Source organism: Streptomyces sp. NBC_01428 (genome assembly GCF_036231965.1).
Lineage (GTDB): Bacteria > Actinomycetota > Actinomycetes > Streptomycetales > Streptomycetaceae > Streptomyces.
In genome coordinates, this window is record NZ_CP109499.1 from 864,206 (window position 1) to 881,018 (window position 16,813).

The window sequence follows — 16,813 nt, forward strand, 5'->3', positions numbered from 1 at the left end:
GATGATCCGAGCAAACCCCTGAGAGCGCTCTCACAACGGCGCGGCCGTCACCGATGGGCCCCGATGCTACGCATGACTCACGGAGAGGCCAACCACTTGGAGGGATCACCAAATCCCTCTGCACTGGGCTTACTTGAGGACCAGCTCGTCATCCTCGAACTCTTAAGGCGCGTTTAAGCCGTACTTAAGAAGGGGTGCTCCGCTTTCGGACTGCAATCCCGCCGCGGATGGGGGTGCGCCCGTACGGGCGCGGCGCATCACAGACCGGCTGGCTGCTCGCGGCGCTAGGAAGCGTCCCAGACGTCCGGGCCGCCGCCGCGCCACTCGATCAGGTCGGAGCCGACCACGTCGAGTTCGTCCCAGTTCTGCAGGCCCGCTTCCTGCAGGAACGCCGTCAGGTCGTGCAGTGAGTAGGCGGTACCGAGGACGGCGGTGTCGACCTGTACACGCCGACCTCCGCCCTCGGTGGGCGGGTACACGGTCACGGGCGTCGCGGATGCCATGGGGCCAGCATGGTCCAGGGCCGGTCCGCGCGCATCCGGGCCGTTCGGAGTCCTGCCGGGGCGCGAGACGGGCAGGGCGGAATCGGCCACCGGTCGGCACCCCTCACGAACGCGCCTCGTGACGACCGTCCGCTCAGGGCTGACGCGCGGTCATCGGGACCCCCGTGGACTCTGCGGACACCGTCTGTCGCCGTGCTCCCGCAGGGTCGGTCATCGAGCCGGCACGTCACCGGCTCTCGGCGACGGCGACACGGCCCGACCGCAGGGACGTCCGCCCTTGGGTCGGGATGCCGTGGGTGTGGGCGAGGTCGAGGAGGTTGTCGTCGGACACCACGCTCAGGCCGTACTCGTCGAGCAGCGTGGCCAGTTGCTCCGGTCGCCACAGCGAGCGCCACGGCTCGCCGGAGGTGATGGAACTGCCGAGGAAGCGGGTCAGGAGCCGGCCTGCGGCCGCTCTCGTCGACGGGCTCTGGTAGTTGACGACGAGTGCGCTGCCAGGGGCCGCCCGGGCGGCGAGGGCGGCCACGGTGGCGCGTACCTCGTCGCGTGTGAGGTACGGGACCACGCCCTCCCACAGCCATGTCGTCGGGGCCGACGGGTCGTGGCCGGCGCCGTCGAGGGCCGTCCCGAGGTCATCGAGCGCGAAATCGACCGGCGTGAAGCGCACGGAACGGGCCGCGGCCGCCTGTTCGGCGGGCAGGCGGTCCTGCTTGTCCTGCTGGGAGGCCGGATGGTCGACCTCCCAGACATCGGTCCGTGCGAGCTGGGACAGACGCCAGGCCCGTGTGTCCAGACCGGCGCCGAGGATCACGAGCTGGTCCCCCACGTGTGCGCGCAGCGCCTCGTCGATCGCCACCGTGCGGGGCACGACCACCTCGGCGCAGGCCCGCACACTCTCGTACGCGGTGCGTTCCCGCCAGCCCGTCGGCGGAGTGTCCGCGCGTACCTGCTCCACGGCGGTGCGTTCCTCGGCCCGCAGCAGCCGTACCGCCACCGGATCCGCGAACCGAGCCGTCCCGGCTCTCCCGTCGGCCGCCGCCCGCCCCTGGCAGACGAGCACCGCCGTCCTGCTGGCCGCGCGCTCACTCATGGCGTCACCCTTACCGTCGTTCCGTGGCCCTGGACCGCGGAGAAGCCCTTGTCCCACCAGTGTCCGTACCGTCGGTAGACCGTCGGATCGCGGTCGGCGAGGAAGGCCGTCAGCCGCTCGGCCTCCTCCGTCAGACCGCGCCACGCGGCCTTGCCGATGGTTCGGAAGGCGGTCAGTTCCAGTCCTCCGTCGGTCGCCCGCCACACTCCGGCGACCTCGCCGTCGACGAGCAGGCAGGGCAGTACGTCGCCGTTGCGCCGCACGACCAGGGGGCGGTACTCCAGGGGCATGAGCCGCCCGGGTACGGCGTGGGACAGGAGCGTGCTGTCCCACATCGGCAGCAGGCGCGGCGGGGCCGGCGTGTCCTCGTCCGGCAGGGTGGCGCCGTCCAGGTCGAACAGGGCCGCGCGGCCGGGGCCGGGGAGCCGCACCAACCGGTCGGAGAGCTGCTGCAGAGCCCGGGAGATCACGGGGCGTGTCAGCAGGGTGAAGCGGGCGAAGTCCTGCGCGGAGGCGGGGCCGAAGGCCCGCAGGTAGGAGAGCAGCAACCGCTGGACTCCCTCGTCCGGATCCTGCGGTGCGGCTCTGGCGATCCGGGCGGCGCGGTAGGTGTTCGGCTGCTTGAACGACCAGGGACCGTCCGTCGGTACGTGGTGGACGGGCGCGAACGTGCGCAGTGCCCACCACATGCGGTGCGCGTGTTCGCCGAACCGCTCCTTCAGGTGGCTCTCCACCTCCGCACCGGTGCGGGGCATCCGCAGGTAGTCGGCAAGTTCCGCGAGCAGCGCGTCGGCGTCGTCCGCTGTCAGTCCTGTCGCGGTGAAGCGACGGTCGTACAGCCGGGAGGCACGCAGGGTGCTCAGCATGGCGGCCCGGAAGGCGTCGTAGTCCTCGGCGTGAACGGCGTGCAGGGTGATCCGCAGGAGAGTCGCCTTCACGATCCGGCGATCCGCGAACGCCGCGTCGAGGTCCTCGGGTCTGAAGCCCTCCAGGCGGTTCCACAGCGCCACATAGGGCGATGCCGGAGTCTGCGCCTGCAGTGCGCAGACCCGGCGCACCGCGTCGGCGACGTCGAGGCGCTGCCGTTCGAGCAGGAGCTGACGGTCCAGGGTGGCCAGGGCGAGCTGCCGCGCGGTCGGAGTCACCCCCGGATTATGGCGCCACTGCCCCACGCCACCACGGCGGGGCCCGCGACGGCGCAGCGCAGCGGCGCCCCGCCCTGCTGAGACCGGCCGACCTGGGACTGTGCGACGTCCGGCATCTGCCGCCTCGTACGCTGTGACCATGCCGCTTCATGATCACATTCACCTGCGCCCCGTCACCGAGAAGGACCTCGACCAGCTCGAACGCCTTCACGAAGACCCCGCCGAGGCCGGCGACCACGGCTTCTTCGGGTTCCGCAACCCTGGGCAACTCCGACGCCGGTGGGCCGACGGTTTCCTCTCCGCCGAAGGCGGCCGGCTGGTGATCGCCGGAGACGACGAGCGGTTCGTCGGCGAGGTGCAGTGGCACGAAGTCATGCAGGGGCCGGCGTCGCCCTGCTGGAACATCGGGGTGTCCCTGCTCACGGCCGAACGCGGCCGGGGCTACGGCAAGGAGGCTCAGCGGCAGCTGGCCGTCTACCTGTTCGACCACACCAAGGTGAACAGGGTCGAGGCAAGCACCGAACGTTCGAACATCGCCGAGCAGCGTGCTCTGGAAGGCGCGGGCTTCACCCGTGAGGGAGTCCTCCGCGGAGCGTGCTTCCGGGCCGGCGCATGGCGCGACATGGTCCTGTACGCGGTACTGCGATCGGACATCACGCCGCAGGGGTGACGTGCCGCCGGGGCGGACCGACCCGGCGAGCCCTCGCTGCCGCCGGAGAAGCGTCGCGCCGTGCCCTCCGAGGACACGGAACGGCAACTCTCCGCGCTCGGGCTGTTTTTCGTCGTGGCCGGGGGTACCCGGGCGGCGAGCCCCACTGGAGAGCAGCGTCAGGAGTGCCATGCGGATCAAGGTCGGTTACTTCAGGACCCGGTCACTCACGAAACGTCTGCGCCGGTGCGCCCGTGAGGTCTTCGGCTGGGAGCAGCTGCGGCCGTCCCAAATCGCCGCCATGACCGCCGTGATGGAGGGGCGCGACACCATCGTCGTGATGCCGACCGGTGCGGGGAAGTCGGCCGTGTACCAGGTACCGGGTGTGCTGCTGGAGGGGCCGACCGTCGTCGTCTCCCCCTTGATCGCGCTCCAGCGGGACCAGGTCGCCGCGCTCGCCCGGATCGAGGGGTCCGACGCCTCGGCGGTCAACTCCGCCCAGCGCGCGCGGGACAACGAGGCCGTGTGGGAGCGCGTTCGCGAAGGCAGCCTGGACTTCCTGTTCGTCTCGCCCGAACAGCTCGCCAAGGACGAGGTGGTCGAGCAGATAGCCGCCGCCTCACCCGCGCTGATGGTGGTCGACGAGGCGCACTGCGTGTCGTCCTGGGGGTACGACTTCCGGCCCGACTACCTGTCCCTGTCCCACGTACGCGAGCGGATCGGCCGGCCGCCGCTCCTCGCCCTGACCGCCAGTGCGGCGGCCCCCGTGCGGGCCGACATCGTGGAGCGGCTCGGCATGCGCGACGCGCACGAGGTGGTCGCGGGGTTCGACCGCCGCAACATCACGCTGGAGGTCGTACGCCACCGGGAGAACGCCGGCAAGCGCCGGTGGGTGGTGGAGCGGGCCGCGGCCGAGGCCAAACCCGGCATCGTCTACGCGGGGACGCGGCGCGAGGCCGAGCAGTACGCGGAGGAGCTGTCGGCGCTCGGATTCGACAGTTCCCCGTACCACGCGGGGCTCTCCGCGGCCGAGCGTTCCCGGACGCACGACCGCTTCCAGGAGGGCGAACTCGACGTGGTCGTCGCCACCTCCGCGTTCGGGATGGGCATCGACAAGCCGAACATCCGCTTCGTGCTGCACGCTTCCGTGCCGGGTTCCCTCGACTCCTACTACCAGGAGATCGGCCGGGCGGGCCGCGACGGAAAGCCGTCGACGGCGATCCTCGCGTACCGGCCCGAGGACCTCGGTGTGCAGCGGTTCCGGACGGGCGCCCACCCCGATCCGGAGGTTCTGGGCGGGCTGATCGACGCGGTGCGCGAGCAGCAGGGGCCGGTCACGGCGACGGCCCTGCGGGAACGCACGGGGCTGTCGCAGACACCGCTCACGTCGATGCTGCACCTCCTGGAGGAGGCGGGAGCGGTGACGACGGAGAAGCGCGGTGGTGTCCGGGCCGTTCCCGGGGCGCGGCGGGACGTCTGCGTCCGCGAGGCGGTTCGGATCGCCACCGCCCGTGTCGACCTGGAGCGTTCGCGGGTGGAGATGATGCGGGCGTACGCGGAGACGAACGGCTGTCGCCGGCGCCACATGCTCGGGTACTTCGGCGAGACGCTGGCGGAGGGCGACTGCGCGGGCTGCGACACCTGCGCCCGTACACAGGAGTTGAAGGAAACCCCCGTCCGCACGGGAGACATCCTCTCCGGCACGGGCCCCGACCCGCTGGAACCCGAGGCGGCCGGGACTGCCGACAGCGACTTTCCGCCCGGCATGAAGGTGGGACACAGCACGTGGGGCGAGGGCCAGGTGATGAGCGAGGAGGGCAACAGGATCACGGTCCTGTTCGAGAGCGTGGGCTATCGGACCCTGTCCCTCCCGGCCGTCCAGGCCCGCGGCCTGCTGACACCGGTGTCGTCCGCGACGACTAAGGGCTGACGCCGGCCGGCCCCAAGGGGACACGGGGGTGGACGCCCGCCTCCGGCCTCGCCCCGCCTCACCGCTTGCGGCAGTTGTCATCGCGGGGGGCCGACAGCACTGCCGAGACACATCCTGCGACCAACGCGCCGACGAGCCCGCGTTCGTCGCCCGAACCCGATGTGGCCGGGTTGCGGACAACCCGGCCACATCGCGTCGTCATCGAGTGCCCTGGCCGTCAGGCGAAGGACACGCTGTCCCCGGTGGACGCGACCTGCATGGTCGTCGTCGTGCCGGGGAAGTACCAGCGCCAGGTGCCCGCCGTGGTGGCCGTGACCGTGGTGCTGAGACCTCCGGTGCCGTTCGTCCTCACCGTCTTGACCGTGCCGTACGAGGAGGACCCGGCCTTCTTGAACTGGAGTTTGACCTCCTGGCCGGAGAAGCCGTGGTACTTGCGGTCCTCCCAGTTCGCGCGGCTCAACTGGCCCTTCACCGTGAGCCTGGCGTTCTTGGCGACCGGCTCCGGCGAAGCGTCCGTCGTCAGGGTCGCGGCACGCTTCACCTTGAACTGGGCGATGTTGTCGGAGATCCAGTAGTCACCGTCGTTCGCCTTCACCGTGGCATTGACCTGCCAGACTCCGGCGACCCGGTTGCTGTCGATGTCGTCGCTGTCCGCGATCCACCGCGGGTCGATCGTCATCGTCGCCGTGCACACCGACGTCGTACTGCTCTGCTTCACGCACTTCGAGCCGCTCCACTCGGCGAAGTCGTAGCCGATGGACTGGTTGAAGGTGCTCACATGCGTGAGTCCCTCGACTCCCGAGTTGTCCTTGATGGTGATCGCGATCGGGAACTTGATCACCTTCGAGGTGCCGACGATGACGTTCGTGCCGCCGTCGACCACCGTCTTGACGACCCGGATGTCCCCCCTCCCCTCGGCGTGAGCGGCGGGTGCCACCATCGTGGTCAGTACCACTGCTCCCGCAGCAGCAGACCACAGCGCTTTTTTGCGCATGTCCCTCCCCTGGAACCGTGTGCCGGCAACATGGCTGCGGGCACGACTTGAGCGCGCAAAGGCTACAAGATCTTCTCTTCCCCGCCTCGGCGGACCTGGGCGGAAGCGGACCACAGGACGACCGTGCGCCTATCGCCCCTTTTGCGATACTGGTGGAGTGCCGCACGACGAGCAGCCGATGGACCGGCGCCTGGAGCGAGTCATCCTGGAGTTGCTGGATGGTCGTGCCCCGGGCGCGACCATCTGTCCCTCCGACGCCGCGCGGGCGGTGTACGAAGGCGACGACGACGGGTGGCGTGCGCTCATGGAGCCGGCTCGGCACGCGGCCCGGCGGCTCGTCGCGGCCGGCGAGGTGGAGATCACCCAGGGCGGCCGTCCCATCGAGCCGGCGAAGGCCCGCGGCCCCGTCCGTATCCGCCGCTGCCGCTGACCCACCGGACGCCGCACGACACCCCCGTGAGGTGAAGCGGCGGCGTCTGCGGTCGGCACCGTGCGCCCGCGCTCGTGAGTCAGTCGAGCGCGGCCAGGCCCTCGCGCCATCGCGCCCGGCGCTCCCCGTCGCTCTGCTCCCACCACGGCGTGCCGCGCTCCCCCAGGGCCACCTTGGACAGGTGGACACGCGTGCGTGCCGCCCGTTCGGCTTCGGGGTCTTCCGCACGCCGGGCGGCTGCGACAGCGCGGCGGGCCGCCATGAGATGGGAGCGGAGGCGCGCCGCGACGTCCTCGGGGATCTGCGGGTCCGTCGCCCGCCAGCGCCGACCGCCCACGACGACGTACCGCCCGTCAGGGGTGCGGTCCGGTCCCGTATCGGCTGTCACCGAGAGAACCCTGCCAGAGAGCCGCCGGCGCTTCCATTCGAGGCGTCCACTTGAGCGATCGACGGCCCGCGGGAATCCGGTAAGCCATTACGTTCGCGCCTCCCTAACCCCGAAGAGCGTTTTCAAACCGGAAACTTCCGCCGGTTCTGCGGGAATGGAGATCGATCCGCCGGGCACACGAGGCTCCGGAGGTTGATAACCATGGTTCCCGTTCTTCTTGTTCTTCTGCTCGCCCTGATCCTTTTCGGTGCCGGTTTCGCGCTGAAGGCGCTCTGGTGGATCGCCGTGATCGTCCTGATCGTGTGGGTCCTGGGCTTCGTGATCCGTCCGACGGCGAGCGGCGGCAAGCGTGGCCGCTGGTACCGCTGGTAGACAGCACGCACACACGCACCATGGGTGGGGCCCGACGCCACGGCGTCGGGCCCCACCCATGTCCGGTCCCGGCGGCGATAAATTAAAAGTGACGACGCGTGTGTGAGACCAAAGCGCATGGGCACTCGGCTTTCTGAACGAACGTCACCGAATTCGATGGCGCCTAAAGAGCCACCACAGTCCATCTGTGGACAGGCAACGAATTTCGATGAGGGAGCGGTACTTTCATGAGTGACAACATCTGGGGCTACCAGCCGACCACCGGCTACACCGCGGGCACCGACCTGACCGGATTCAAGGTCGAGGCCACCGACGGCAGCATCGGCAAGGTCGACAAGCACTCGGACGAGGTCGACTCCTCCTACCTCGTCGTCGACACCGGCGTATGGATCTTCGGCAAGCACGTCCTCCTGCCCGCCGGGACCGTGCAGTCCGTCGACCTGGACGAGCACAAGATCTTCGTGGCGCTCACCAAGGCCCAGATCAAGGACTCTCCCGAGTTCGACAAGGACAAGCACGTCGGCGACGCCGGCTACCACGAGCAGGTCGGTGGCTACTACCAGACACAGCGCGGCATCTGACCGCGACGACAGCCCGCAACGGGGGCCCGCCGGAGACACTCCGGCGGGCCCCCGTTCGGCTGTGCCCGGAGGTACGGGCTCGACTCCTCCCCGCCTTCGTACGGCCGGACTGGCCGGAGTACGCCGGTTCGTGGGGATTGCGACGCCGATCCGGGGCACACGATCCGTGATGAATGATCAGCCGACCCCCACCAGAGCGATGGCCTTCTTCGCGATCTCCAGGTCCGATCCCCTGCGCCTGCTGTCCACCACGGACCTGGTGCGGGAGAACGACAAGCTCAACGAGGAGCGCACCCACCTGCACCGTGCCGTGTCCTCGCACGCCACGGTGGATCAGGCCATCGGTGCCCTGCTGGTCCTCGGCCGGATCGGCCCGGAGGACAGCTGGGACGTGCTGCGCGAGACCTCGCAGCACACCAACCGCAAACTGCACGTCATCGCGGACGAGGTCCTCGCCTTCGGCCGGGGCGGCACGCTCCCGGACGACATTCGCGTCGCCCTGGAGGCCGCCCTGGCGAAGCGACAGCCGGGGAAGGCGGACACCCCGCCGACCGGGTCCGGAACGAACCCGGAGGGGGCCGACACGGGCCTGTCGGACCCAGGCGGAGCATCGCAGGACGCGCGCCGACAGGAGCCGTCGTCCACCTGACCGGACCGGGTCCGAACCGCTACGGCGCCGCGACCGTGGGGGACGAGCTGACCGTGCCGTCCGATCCGGGCCCGGGCGTCTCCGCGGAGCTGCTGTCGGGTGAGAACCAGGCCACGCCCACGAGCACCGCGAGGACAAAGACCACCAATCCCGCTGCGGCGCCCACCGCTCGTGGCCGCTGGGTGAGGAGTTCACTCACGCCGGAACGTCTGCGTCTGCGTGAGCGACGGGCCCCCGCCGCCTCCCGCGTGACGGTCGCCCCGTGGGACGGCGCGGCCGACGGCAGGGCGTACGTGGTCGCGGGACCCGCGACTCCGAGGTCGGGCCTGCTCCGGCGTTGCGCCGGCCGTACGGCCGGAAGGGGTTCGGGACGCCCTTGCCAGGCACCGGTGCTGTACCAGGATGCCGCCTGCTGCGCGGTCGGACGGTCGTCGGGCTGCTTCGCCAGGAGACCGAGGAGGTAGTTCTCGAACGCGGGCGGCAGCTCGGCGCCGAGTTCCCGGGGCGGGGTCGGGGCGGTGTCGAGGTGGTGGTGGAGGATCGCGACGGCACTGGCGGCCTGGAAGGGCGGCCGTCCGGTGAGGAGTTGATAGAGGACGCAGCCGAGCGAGTACATGTCGGACGGCGGTCCCGCGGTCTTCCCGAGGGCCCGCTCCGGGGCCAGGTACAGGCTGGTGCCGACGATCTGCCCGGTCGCGGTGAGGCCGCCGGCCGTGTCGTCCATGAACCGTGCGATCCCGAAGTCGCCGATCTTGACGCTCCCGTCGGCGTCCAGCATCAGATTGCCCGGCTTGATGTCCCGGTGCACGATGCCCTGTTGATGCGCGGCGGCGAGCCCGGCGGCGGCCTGCGCGGCGATCCGCGCCACCCGCTCGGCGGGAAGGGTGCCGCTGGTGGCGAGGACGTGGGAGAGGCTGTCGCCCTCGATCAGCTCCATCACCAGGAAGAGCCGGTCCTCGAACGAGCCGAAGTCCAGGACTCCCACCACATGAGGATGGTTCAGCCGTCCCGCGGTCTGCGCCTCCAGGCGGAACCGGGCCGCGGCGGTCGGGTCGGCGTCCTGGGAGAGCAGCAGCTTGACCGCGACGGGCCGTCCGATCATCTCGTCCTGCGCCCGCCACACCTCCCCCATCGCGCCCCGTCCGAGAGTGGTGTGCAGCCGATACCGCCCCGCTATCAGCACGTGTACTTCATCCTCACGCCGTAGAGATCCGTCCGTCGCCGCGAGCCGTTGCAGAGCCGGTCCGTACAGGTGACCGGGGCGTCGCAGCAGGGTGAGCCTACTGCCAACGCGGCGGTGGTCAGGCGGTGTTCGGCCTCGGCCCGGCACCGCCGCCCAAGATCGCGGGGAACCGGTCCGCGAAGCGTCCGAATCCGATCGGGTGTGACGCAGGACGTCCGGCCGGGACGCGCGCCGAAAGATCGTTCTCGTGGCGCCGCGACCTGATCCCAAAGAGTGGTCATGCATTGGCATGGACCTGCCCAACCTCATTGACTATTCTCGACCTCGCAACTCTGAGAGCGCTCTCTCCTGCCCTTCGCCCCACTCACCGACCATCGGATCGACGAAAGGCAACTCCCTTGAGACGCACAACAGTTCTGCGCACCGCCGTGTCCGCGGGCCTGCTCGTCAGCGCCGCCACCGTCGGACTCACCCAGGCCGCCGCCGCCGACGCACCCCTCACCACCCCCACCGCATCCCGGGCCCCCGCCTCCTCGGCGCTGCTCTCGGCGATGCAGCGCGACCTCGGGCTCACCGAGAAGCAGGCGACCACCCGGCTCTCCCAGGAGACCACCGCACGCTCCGTCGAGCGCACCGCCCGGACCAGGGCCGGCAGCTCGTACGGGGGCTCGTGGTTCGACGTGAAGAGCGGCCGACTCGTCGTCGCGCTGACCACGACGGCCGCGCGTGATGCCGTCGAGTCGACCGGCGCGCGGGTCACCCTCGTCAAGCACAGCGAGCGGCAGCTCGACGCCACGATGAAACGCCTCGACTCGCTCGACGCACCGGCCGGCGTGAGCAGTTGGCACGTCGACCCCAGGTCCAGCGCCGTCGTCGTGAACGTGGTCTCCCCTCACAAGGATGACAACGATGTCCGGGCCTTCGTGGCGCAGGCCCGCAAGGCCGGTCCCGTGACGGTCCGGCAGACCGGCTCGGCGCCGAGCACCTTCGCCGCGGGCACGGTGGGCGGCGACCCGTACTACACGGGCAACGTCCGCTGTTCCATAGGCTTCTCCGTGTACGGCGGCTTCGTCACCGCCGGGCACTGCGGCCAGGCGGGCGCCGGTGTCAGCGGCTGGGACCACAGCTACATCGGCAACTTCCAGGGCTCCTCGTTCCCGGACAACGACTACGCCTGGGTCAACGTGGGCAGCGGTTGGTGGACGGTCCCCGTCGTCCTCGGCTGGGGCACCGTCTCCGACCAGCTCGTCCGCGGTTCCGGCGAGGCTCCCATCGGCGCGTCGATCTGCCGCTCCGGCTCCACCTCGCACTGGCACTGCGGCAACGTCCTCGCCAAGAACGAGACGGTCAACTACAGCCAGGGCGCCGTGCACCAGATGACCAAGACGAGCGTCTGCGCCGAACCCGGCGACTCGGGCGGCTCGTTCATCAGCGGCGACCAGGCCCAGGGCGTCACTTCCGGCGGCTGGGGCAACTGCAGCAGCGGCGGCGAGACCTGGTACCAGCCCATCAACGAGATCCTGAACCGCTACGGGCTCACGCTCCACACGGCCTGATCCCCTGCACGCCGGCGTGCTCGCACCGGTCCGCCTTCGACAGGCGGGCCGGTGCGGGTGCCCGGTCGACGGGATCGACGGGATCGGTGGATTCGGGTACGGGTACAGGGACGGGTAAGGCCCGGGAGGCTGACGGGGGCGGCGACCCACCGGTCGCCCTCGTCGCCCCGGCGACGGCACCCGTGCACCATGGGTGGGTACCCGTCATCGATTCGAAAGGCTCCCCGTGACCAGCATCCCGGCCCTCACCGCCCATGACGGAACGACGATCCCGGCCGTCGGTCTGGGTACCTGGCCGATGGACGACGCCCAGGCCGAGCAGGCCGTGAGCGGCGCCCTCGGCGTCGGCTACCGCCTCATCGACACGGCGACGAACTACCGCAACGAGACCGGCACCGGCCGGGGCGTCGCCCTCGGTGGCGTCCCGCGCGAGGAGGTCGTCGTCACCACGAAACTCCCCGGCCGGCATCACGGCTACGACGAGACGCTCGCCTCCTTCGAGGAGTCCCGGAGCCGTCTCGGACTCGACTACGTCGACCTGTACCTCATCCACTGGCCCCTGCCGCGTGTGGACAAGTACGTCGACTCCTGGAAGGCCATGATCACGCTGCGCGAGCAGGGTCTCGTGCGGTCGATCGGCGTCTCGAACTTCACCGCGGAACACCTCACCCGGCTGGAGACCGAGACCGGGGTCCTCCCGGCGGTGAACCAGATCGAGCTTCACCCCTACCTCCGCCAGGACGAACTCCGCGCCTTCCACGCCGACAAGGGCATCATCACCGAGAGCTGGAGCCCCCTGGGCCGCGGCTCCAGCCTGCTGGAGGACCCGGCCCTCGGGAAGATCGCCGAGACGCACGGGGTGACACCCGGGCAGGTCGTACTGCGCTGGCACACCCAGCTCGGGGCCGTTCCCATCCCGAAGTCCGCCGACCCCGGCCGCCAGCGGGCGAACCTGGACATCTTCGGCTTCGAGCTGACCCCCGAGGAACTGGCGACCGTCTCCGACCATCCGCGCCGTCGTCTGGGCGGAGACCCGGAGACGCACGAGGAGTTCTGACCCGGGACACACGCGCCAGCCGGAACGTGTACTCAGGTTCGGGGAGGGGAGGAGGGGCGAGGGGCGGGTTGCTGGGATCCGGGAGGGAAAGGAGGCGTTCGTGAAGCCTGAACGTGTCGCTGTCGTCGGAGTAGGCATCCTCGGAGCCGGCGTGGGATGGAATCTGTCCCGACGCGGCATCGAGGTGGTCTTCCTCGACGCGGGCCGGCCGGGCGAAGGAGTCACCAACTGGTCCTTCTCTTGGGTCAATGCCAGCAACAAGACGGTGCGCAAGTCCTACTTCGACCTGAACGTCGCGGGCATGGAGGAGCACCGCGAGCTCGCCAGGACCATCGGGCCGGACTCCTGGTGGTATCCCGACGGCCACCTACGGTGGGCAGCCGACCCCGCAGCGGAGAGAAAGCTCCTGAACACGGCGGAACTCCTGACGGGCTGGAACTACCGGGTCGAAGTGTGCACAGGAGCAGAGGTCCGTCGCCGCCTCGAACCGGCTCTCGCCCTGCCCGACGGCACTCCCGTCGTGTTCTACCCCGACGAAGCCTGGGTCCACGGACGTCATCTCGTCAGCCGCCTGGTGAGCGCGGCCGTCGCCTCCGGCGCCGAGCTCCGATCGGGCACCACGGTCCGTGACATCGGCACCGGCGCCGACGGGAGCATCCGGTCCGTTGCCCTGTCCGACGGGAGCCGTCTCGATGTCGACGCCGTCGTGAACGCGGCGGGCCCCGACGCCGCCGACGTGGCCGGGCTCGTCTCGCGGCGCCTGCCGATGCGCCGGGAGCCCGGCGTCGTCACACGGATCGCCTGCGCCCAGGTCCCGGTTCGCCGGGCCATGCACGCGCCTCACATCGAGATCCGTCCTGACGGGAACTCTTCGGTACTCCTCCACAGCCGCGAGATCGACGCACTCATCGACTCCGGTGAAGACCCCTCGGAACTCGCCAGGCTGCTCCACGCATCGGCGCGGCAGGTCGTCCCCGCTCTCGGCAGCGGTCACATCGCACAGACGCGTGTGGCCAACCGGCCGATCCCGGCCGACGGATTCCCCTCCGTGGGAGCAGTGCCGTCCGTGCCGGGCTACTACGAAGCCGTCTCCCACAGCGGCATCACGCTCGGGCCGGTCATCGGCCGCCTGCTGGCTTCCGAGATCCTCAGCGGGGAGAGAGACGGGATGCTTGCGGACTTCCGCCCGGAGCGGTTCGCCCCGTGACAGGGCCGGGCCGAGGTGGAGGGGGCAGTCGACGCCGACCGATGCGGCGGTGCTGCTGCCCGGGCTGTTCCGGCGGCCGGCCGACTTCCTGGTCCGGTGGTCAGTCGTCCTCCGGGCAGAGGAACGTCCCGTCGGGGCCCCAGCGCGTGATCACGTCGGCCTTCGCGGTGACCGCTCCGCACGTCAGGTCGGTGCGCTTGCGGCCGTCCGCGGTGATCTCGCGGATGTCCATCTCCTTGTCCGCCGGGTACTTGTGGCCCTTGCCGATCGTCATGATCCCCGACTCCCCCACGAAGTCGGCGACTCCGGTGGACTGGAGGAAGGTGACGACGGCGCTGGGGGTGAACTCGGGGTCGGTGACGGAGATCTCGTTCATCACCTTGAAGTAGACCTTCACGGCGTCGTATCCGGCGGCCGCGTCACTGTCCGAGGAGGCGTTGAAGGACTGCCGGAAGCTGGCGGCGAACGAGCCCCGCGGGTCGGGCACGCTGAACTGGCTGTAGAACAGGCTCAGCGAGCCGTAGTTGCGGGGCATCAGTTCCGGGTGCAGGACGAGGTCCGGTGCCGGACTCTCGGCGAGGACGGCGACCCGGCCCTGGTGCGTGCGGCACTCCTTATCGCCCTGGAGGTAGTAGAAGAGGTCGTGCATGACGCCGGAGCGTCCGGCGTAGAGGACGAATCCGTCCGTCTTGCGGATCAGGGTGCAGATGTTCGCGGCGACGGCCGGTGTCTGGCTGTCGTTGCCCGTCTCGCTGTACGGCACCGGGTACACCGCCCCGTCGTGGCCGTAGGCGTCGGTGAACCTCTTCTTGAAGTCGGCGCTGAAGTAGTGGTCCCGGGGGTCGAAGACCACGACGGCGGCCGGCGCGGTGTGCCCGGGGTCGATCTTCGTCAGGGCGGCCAGTTGGGGCGAGTGCCGGGCGAAGGCGGCCATGACGCGGGCGATCCGTGCGTCGGGGGGCGAGAGCTGGAAGTACGACACCGGGGAGTCGCCCTCCACCATGGGCTGGCCGGAGACGCCGGTCCCGATGACGGTGACGCCCTTGGCATCGAGTTCGGCCGCTGCCTGGAGGGACTCCGGGCGGCTCTGGGTGAGGCCGATGACACCGGCGATGTGGTCACGGTGGATCCGGTCGACGATCATGGCGGCCACGTCGACACCGCTGTGGTTCGTCGTGTTGAGGCCGCCGTGCGAGCCGAAGGCGAAGTACTCCCCCGCGTTGGCCACGAGCAGCCGGACCGGCATCTGCGACTTGAGGGTCAGGTCGTTGACCTGTTTCTGCGCGAGCAGCGCACCGCGCAGCATCTGGAAGCCGGTGGGGACGGTGCGGCGGGACGCGGAGCCGACGCTCAGCGGGGCGAAGAACACCAGGGTGCGGTAGGGCTTGCTCCGGTCGACCTTCGCATTCTGTTCGCCCAACGTGTCCTCCAGCGCCCGCAGTTCGGGTGCGTAGAGGCCGTGGGCGAGGTCGCAGTGGTCGGCCCCGTCGGTGATGCCGACGCGTTCACCGGTGCTGACGTGCCGGCACGAGGGGTTGGGCGTAGGGGGCTGGGCGCGAGGGTGTGTCGGGTCGGGGCGCAGCGCCTGGAACAGTCCGGCGGCGATCAGCGCCGTCACGGCGACGGCGGCCACGACCGGGCGCAGCCAGTCGGCGGCCCGCCGGTCGCGGGAGCGCACGGTCCGTTGGACCGCGAGCCGTTCGGCCGTCGTTCCGTTGTCGGGAACGCGGGACAGCGGTACCAGTCGTACGGCGTCGACGGGCCGCCCGGCGGCACCCGCGGCGAGCAGGGAGGCCACCGCCTGCGCGGTGGAGCCGGTGTCGAGGTGGCGGCTGCCCTGGACGGGGATGGTGTGCCGCGGCAGGGGGACGGCGTACGGCGGGAGGTCCGCCGTGGCGGCGCCCAGGACGAGCAGCGGGCACGTCCCGAGGTCCTCGGCCACCGCGGCGAAGGAGTTGAGGAGTTTGCGGCTCGGGGAGTCGTCGCCGCCGACCGTCGGCAGCAGCAGGACGAAGGGCCAGCGCCGCCTGGGCCTGCGGGCACTCCAGATCGGCGGGCGGGCGGCGCGGGCGAGGTCGTGGACGAGGGCGGTCAGCAGTACCTGTCGGACCACGGCCTCGTCGCGGGCCGAGACGGCTGAGGCCGCGTACAGCGCGGACGCCGCCGCCGGGGTGGCGTCGGCGGGTGCTTCCCGGCCGGCGCGTTCCTGTGCTCTGGACCGCAGGTGGGCGTCGCGCAGGGACATCGCGGAGTTGAGGAAGCTGCGCCCCGGTTCGTCGAGCATCGCGCCCACCCAGCGGAAGCGGGCTCCACGGTCGACGCGCAGGCCGTACGACCACCGCCACAGCCAGGCCAGCGGTGTCGTGACCACCTTCGTGATCGCCGTCCACTGGCGGGGTCCGAGTTCCTCGCCGAGGCGCGTGACCTCGGCGGCGAATCCGAACTTCCAGGCGTACTTGTCGTAGATCCGGTCCCGCAGTGCCCGTCGTTCGTCCGTCACGTCGCCCGGGGCGATGTCGGCGCGCAGGACCGACAGGCAGGCGTCGAACTCGGGGAGCCGGAGGGTGCCGGAGCCGTCGGGCATGGTGGCGCGGAACTGTCGTGCCACCCGGTCGAGCAGGCGTACGTGGGGGCCGTCGCTGCCCGGGTCGTCCTCGCCGGGGCGTTCGCCGGCGAGCAGTTCCTCATTGACGAGCGCGTGCGGGGCGAGGCTGGCGAGGTGGCCTGTCTCGCCCGAGCCGAGGCGCACCAGGCGGTGCTGGTAGGCGTGGACGACGGCCGACAGCGCCGGGTCGGAGGCGGCGCGGCCGGTGTCGTCGGGCGTGGCGGTGGCCGCGGTCGCCCCCATGACGCCCGGGTCGGCGGTCGCTTCGCGGGCGAGCAGCAGGGCGGGTAAGCGGTGTCTCGACGTGCGTCGCCCGGTCGGTGTCCCGGCCTGCCGGTCGGCGACGTGGCGGTCGATCACTCGGACGATGTCGTCGAAACCGCTGGGAAGGACGAGATCGTACTCGTCCGTCCGGTGGGATTGCGGCACGTGGGGCCTCCCCGTTCCTGAGAAACAGGAGGCGAGCCTAGAAAT

The 16,813-nt window shown here is 70.6% G+C and carries 16 protein-coding genes; 9 read left to right on the forward strand and 7 right to left on the reverse strand.

Going from position 1 to position 16,813, the window contains the following annotated elements; genetic code table 11:
* Positions 1–284 precede the first annotated feature (284 nt).
* The 3 genes from OG406_RS03780 to OG406_RS03790 form a co-directional block, all read right to left on the reverse strand.
* The gene (locus OG406_RS03780; RefSeq protein ID WP_266618864.1) at positions 285–503 is read right to left on the reverse strand and encodes a hypothetical protein; all 219 of its coding nucleotides are present in this window, start codon (positions 501–503) and stop codon (positions 285–287) included.
* A gap of 226 nt (positions 504–729) precedes the next feature.
* On the reverse strand, positions 730–1,593 hold the full coding sequence (locus OG406_RS03785) for a class I SAM-dependent methyltransferase (RefSeq protein WP_329183939.1): 864 nt from the start codon (positions 1,591–1,593) through the stop codon (positions 730–732).
* Positions 1,590–2,738 carry a winged helix DNA-binding domain-containing protein gene (locus OG406_RS03790; protein WP_329183940.1) on the reverse strand — a complete coding sequence of 383 codons (1,149 nt, stop codon included), beginning with the start codon at positions 2,736–2,738 and terminating at the stop codon, positions 1,590–1,592. The genes OG406_RS03785 and OG406_RS03790 overlap by 4 nt, the downstream gene beginning before the upstream one ends.
* Positions 2,739–2,877: 139 nt before the next feature.
* Between OG406_RS03790 and OG406_RS03795 the strand changes: the two genes are divergently transcribed.
* Together OG406_RS03795 and OG406_RS03800 are read left to right on the forward strand one after the other, a co-directional pair.
* Complete coding sequence (locus tag OG406_RS03795; RefSeq protein WP_329183941.1) at positions 2,878–3,408, forward strand: GNAT family N-acetyltransferase; 531 nt, start codon at positions 2,878–2,880, stop codon at positions 3,406–3,408.
* 169 nt (positions 3,409–3,577) lie between these two features.
* A complete protein-coding gene (locus OG406_RS03800; protein WP_164375322.1) occupies positions 3,578–5,317 on the forward strand; it encodes a RecQ family ATP-dependent DNA helicase in 1,740 nt (579 codons plus the stop codon).
* 217 nt (positions 5,318–5,534) lie between these two features.
* Here OG406_RS03800 and OG406_RS03805 read toward each other — a convergent pair whose 3' ends face one another.
* A complete protein-coding gene (locus OG406_RS03805; protein ID WP_329183942.1) occupies positions 5,535–6,311 on the reverse strand; it encodes a hypothetical protein in 777 nt (258 codons plus the stop codon).
* Positions 6,312–6,489: 178 nt separating this feature from the next.
* On the opposite strand from OG406_RS03805, the gene OG406_RS03810 reads away from it, so the two are divergent.
* Entirely contained in the window at positions 6,490–6,741 is a 252-nt protein-coding gene (locus OG406_RS03810; protein ID WP_329190640.1) for a DUF3253 domain-containing protein, read from the forward strand.
* Positions 6,742–6,820: 79 nt separating this feature from the next.
* Here OG406_RS03810 and OG406_RS03815 read toward each other — a convergent pair whose 3' ends face one another.
* On the reverse strand, positions 6,821–7,129 hold the full coding sequence (locus OG406_RS03815) for a hypothetical protein (RefSeq protein ID WP_266850357.1): 309 nt from the start codon (positions 7,127–7,129) through the stop codon (positions 6,821–6,823).
* 201 nt (positions 7,130–7,330) lie between these two features.
* Here OG406_RS03815 and OG406_RS03820 point away from each other — a divergent pair, with 201 nt between their 5' ends.
* From OG406_RS03820 to OG406_RS03830, 3 genes are all read left to right on the forward strand, one after another.
* Positions 7,331–7,501 (forward strand): hydrophobic protein, encoded by a 171-nt coding sequence (locus OG406_RS03820; RefSeq protein WP_164369086.1) that lies wholly within the window; start codon positions 7,331–7,333, stop codon positions 7,499–7,501.
* A 227-nt stretch (positions 7,502–7,728) separates the two neighbouring features.
* A complete protein-coding gene (locus OG406_RS03825; protein ID WP_164375319.1) occupies positions 7,729–8,082 on the forward strand; it encodes a PRC-barrel domain-containing protein in 354 nt (117 codons plus the stop codon).
* A gap of 169 nt (positions 8,083–8,251) precedes the next feature.
* Entirely contained in the window at positions 8,252–8,731 is a 480-nt protein-coding gene (locus tag OG406_RS03830) for an ANTAR domain-containing protein (RefSeq protein ID WP_239155857.1), read from the forward strand.
* 19 nt (positions 8,732–8,750) lie between these two features.
* Here OG406_RS03830 and OG406_RS03835 read toward each other — a convergent pair whose 3' ends face one another.
* The gene (locus OG406_RS03835) at positions 8,751–9,914 is read right to left on the reverse strand and encodes a serine/threonine-protein kinase (protein ID WP_327407916.1); all 1,164 of its coding nucleotides are present in this window, start codon (positions 9,912–9,914) and stop codon (positions 8,751–8,753) included.
* Between the two features lie 398 nt (positions 9,915–10,312).
* Between OG406_RS03835 and OG406_RS03840 the strand changes: the two genes are divergently transcribed.
* From OG406_RS03840 to OG406_RS03850, 3 genes are all read left to right on the forward strand, one after another.
* Entirely contained in the window at positions 10,313–11,470 is a 1,158-nt protein-coding gene (locus tag OG406_RS03840; RefSeq protein ID WP_329183946.1) for a S1 family peptidase, read from the forward strand.
* Positions 11,471–11,696: 226 nt separating this feature from the next.
* On the forward strand, positions 11,697–12,527 hold the full coding sequence (locus OG406_RS03845) for an aldo/keto reductase (protein WP_327407918.1): 831 nt from the start codon (positions 11,697–11,699) through the stop codon (positions 12,525–12,527).
* 100 nt (positions 12,528–12,627) lie between these two features.
* Positions 12,628–13,734, forward strand: a complete 1,107-nt coding sequence (locus tag OG406_RS03850) for an NAD(P)/FAD-dependent oxidoreductase (protein ID WP_329183948.1) — start codon at positions 12,628–12,630, stop codon at positions 13,732–13,734.
* Between the two features lie 100 nt (positions 13,735–13,834).
* Here OG406_RS03850 and OG406_RS03855 read toward each other — a convergent pair whose 3' ends face one another.
* Positions 13,835–16,768: a hypothetical protein gene (locus OG406_RS03855; protein WP_329183950.1), complete on the reverse strand. Its 2,934-nt coding sequence runs from the start codon at positions 16,766–16,768 to the stop codon at positions 13,835–13,837.
* Between the last annotated feature and the right edge of the window lie 45 nt (positions 16,769–16,813).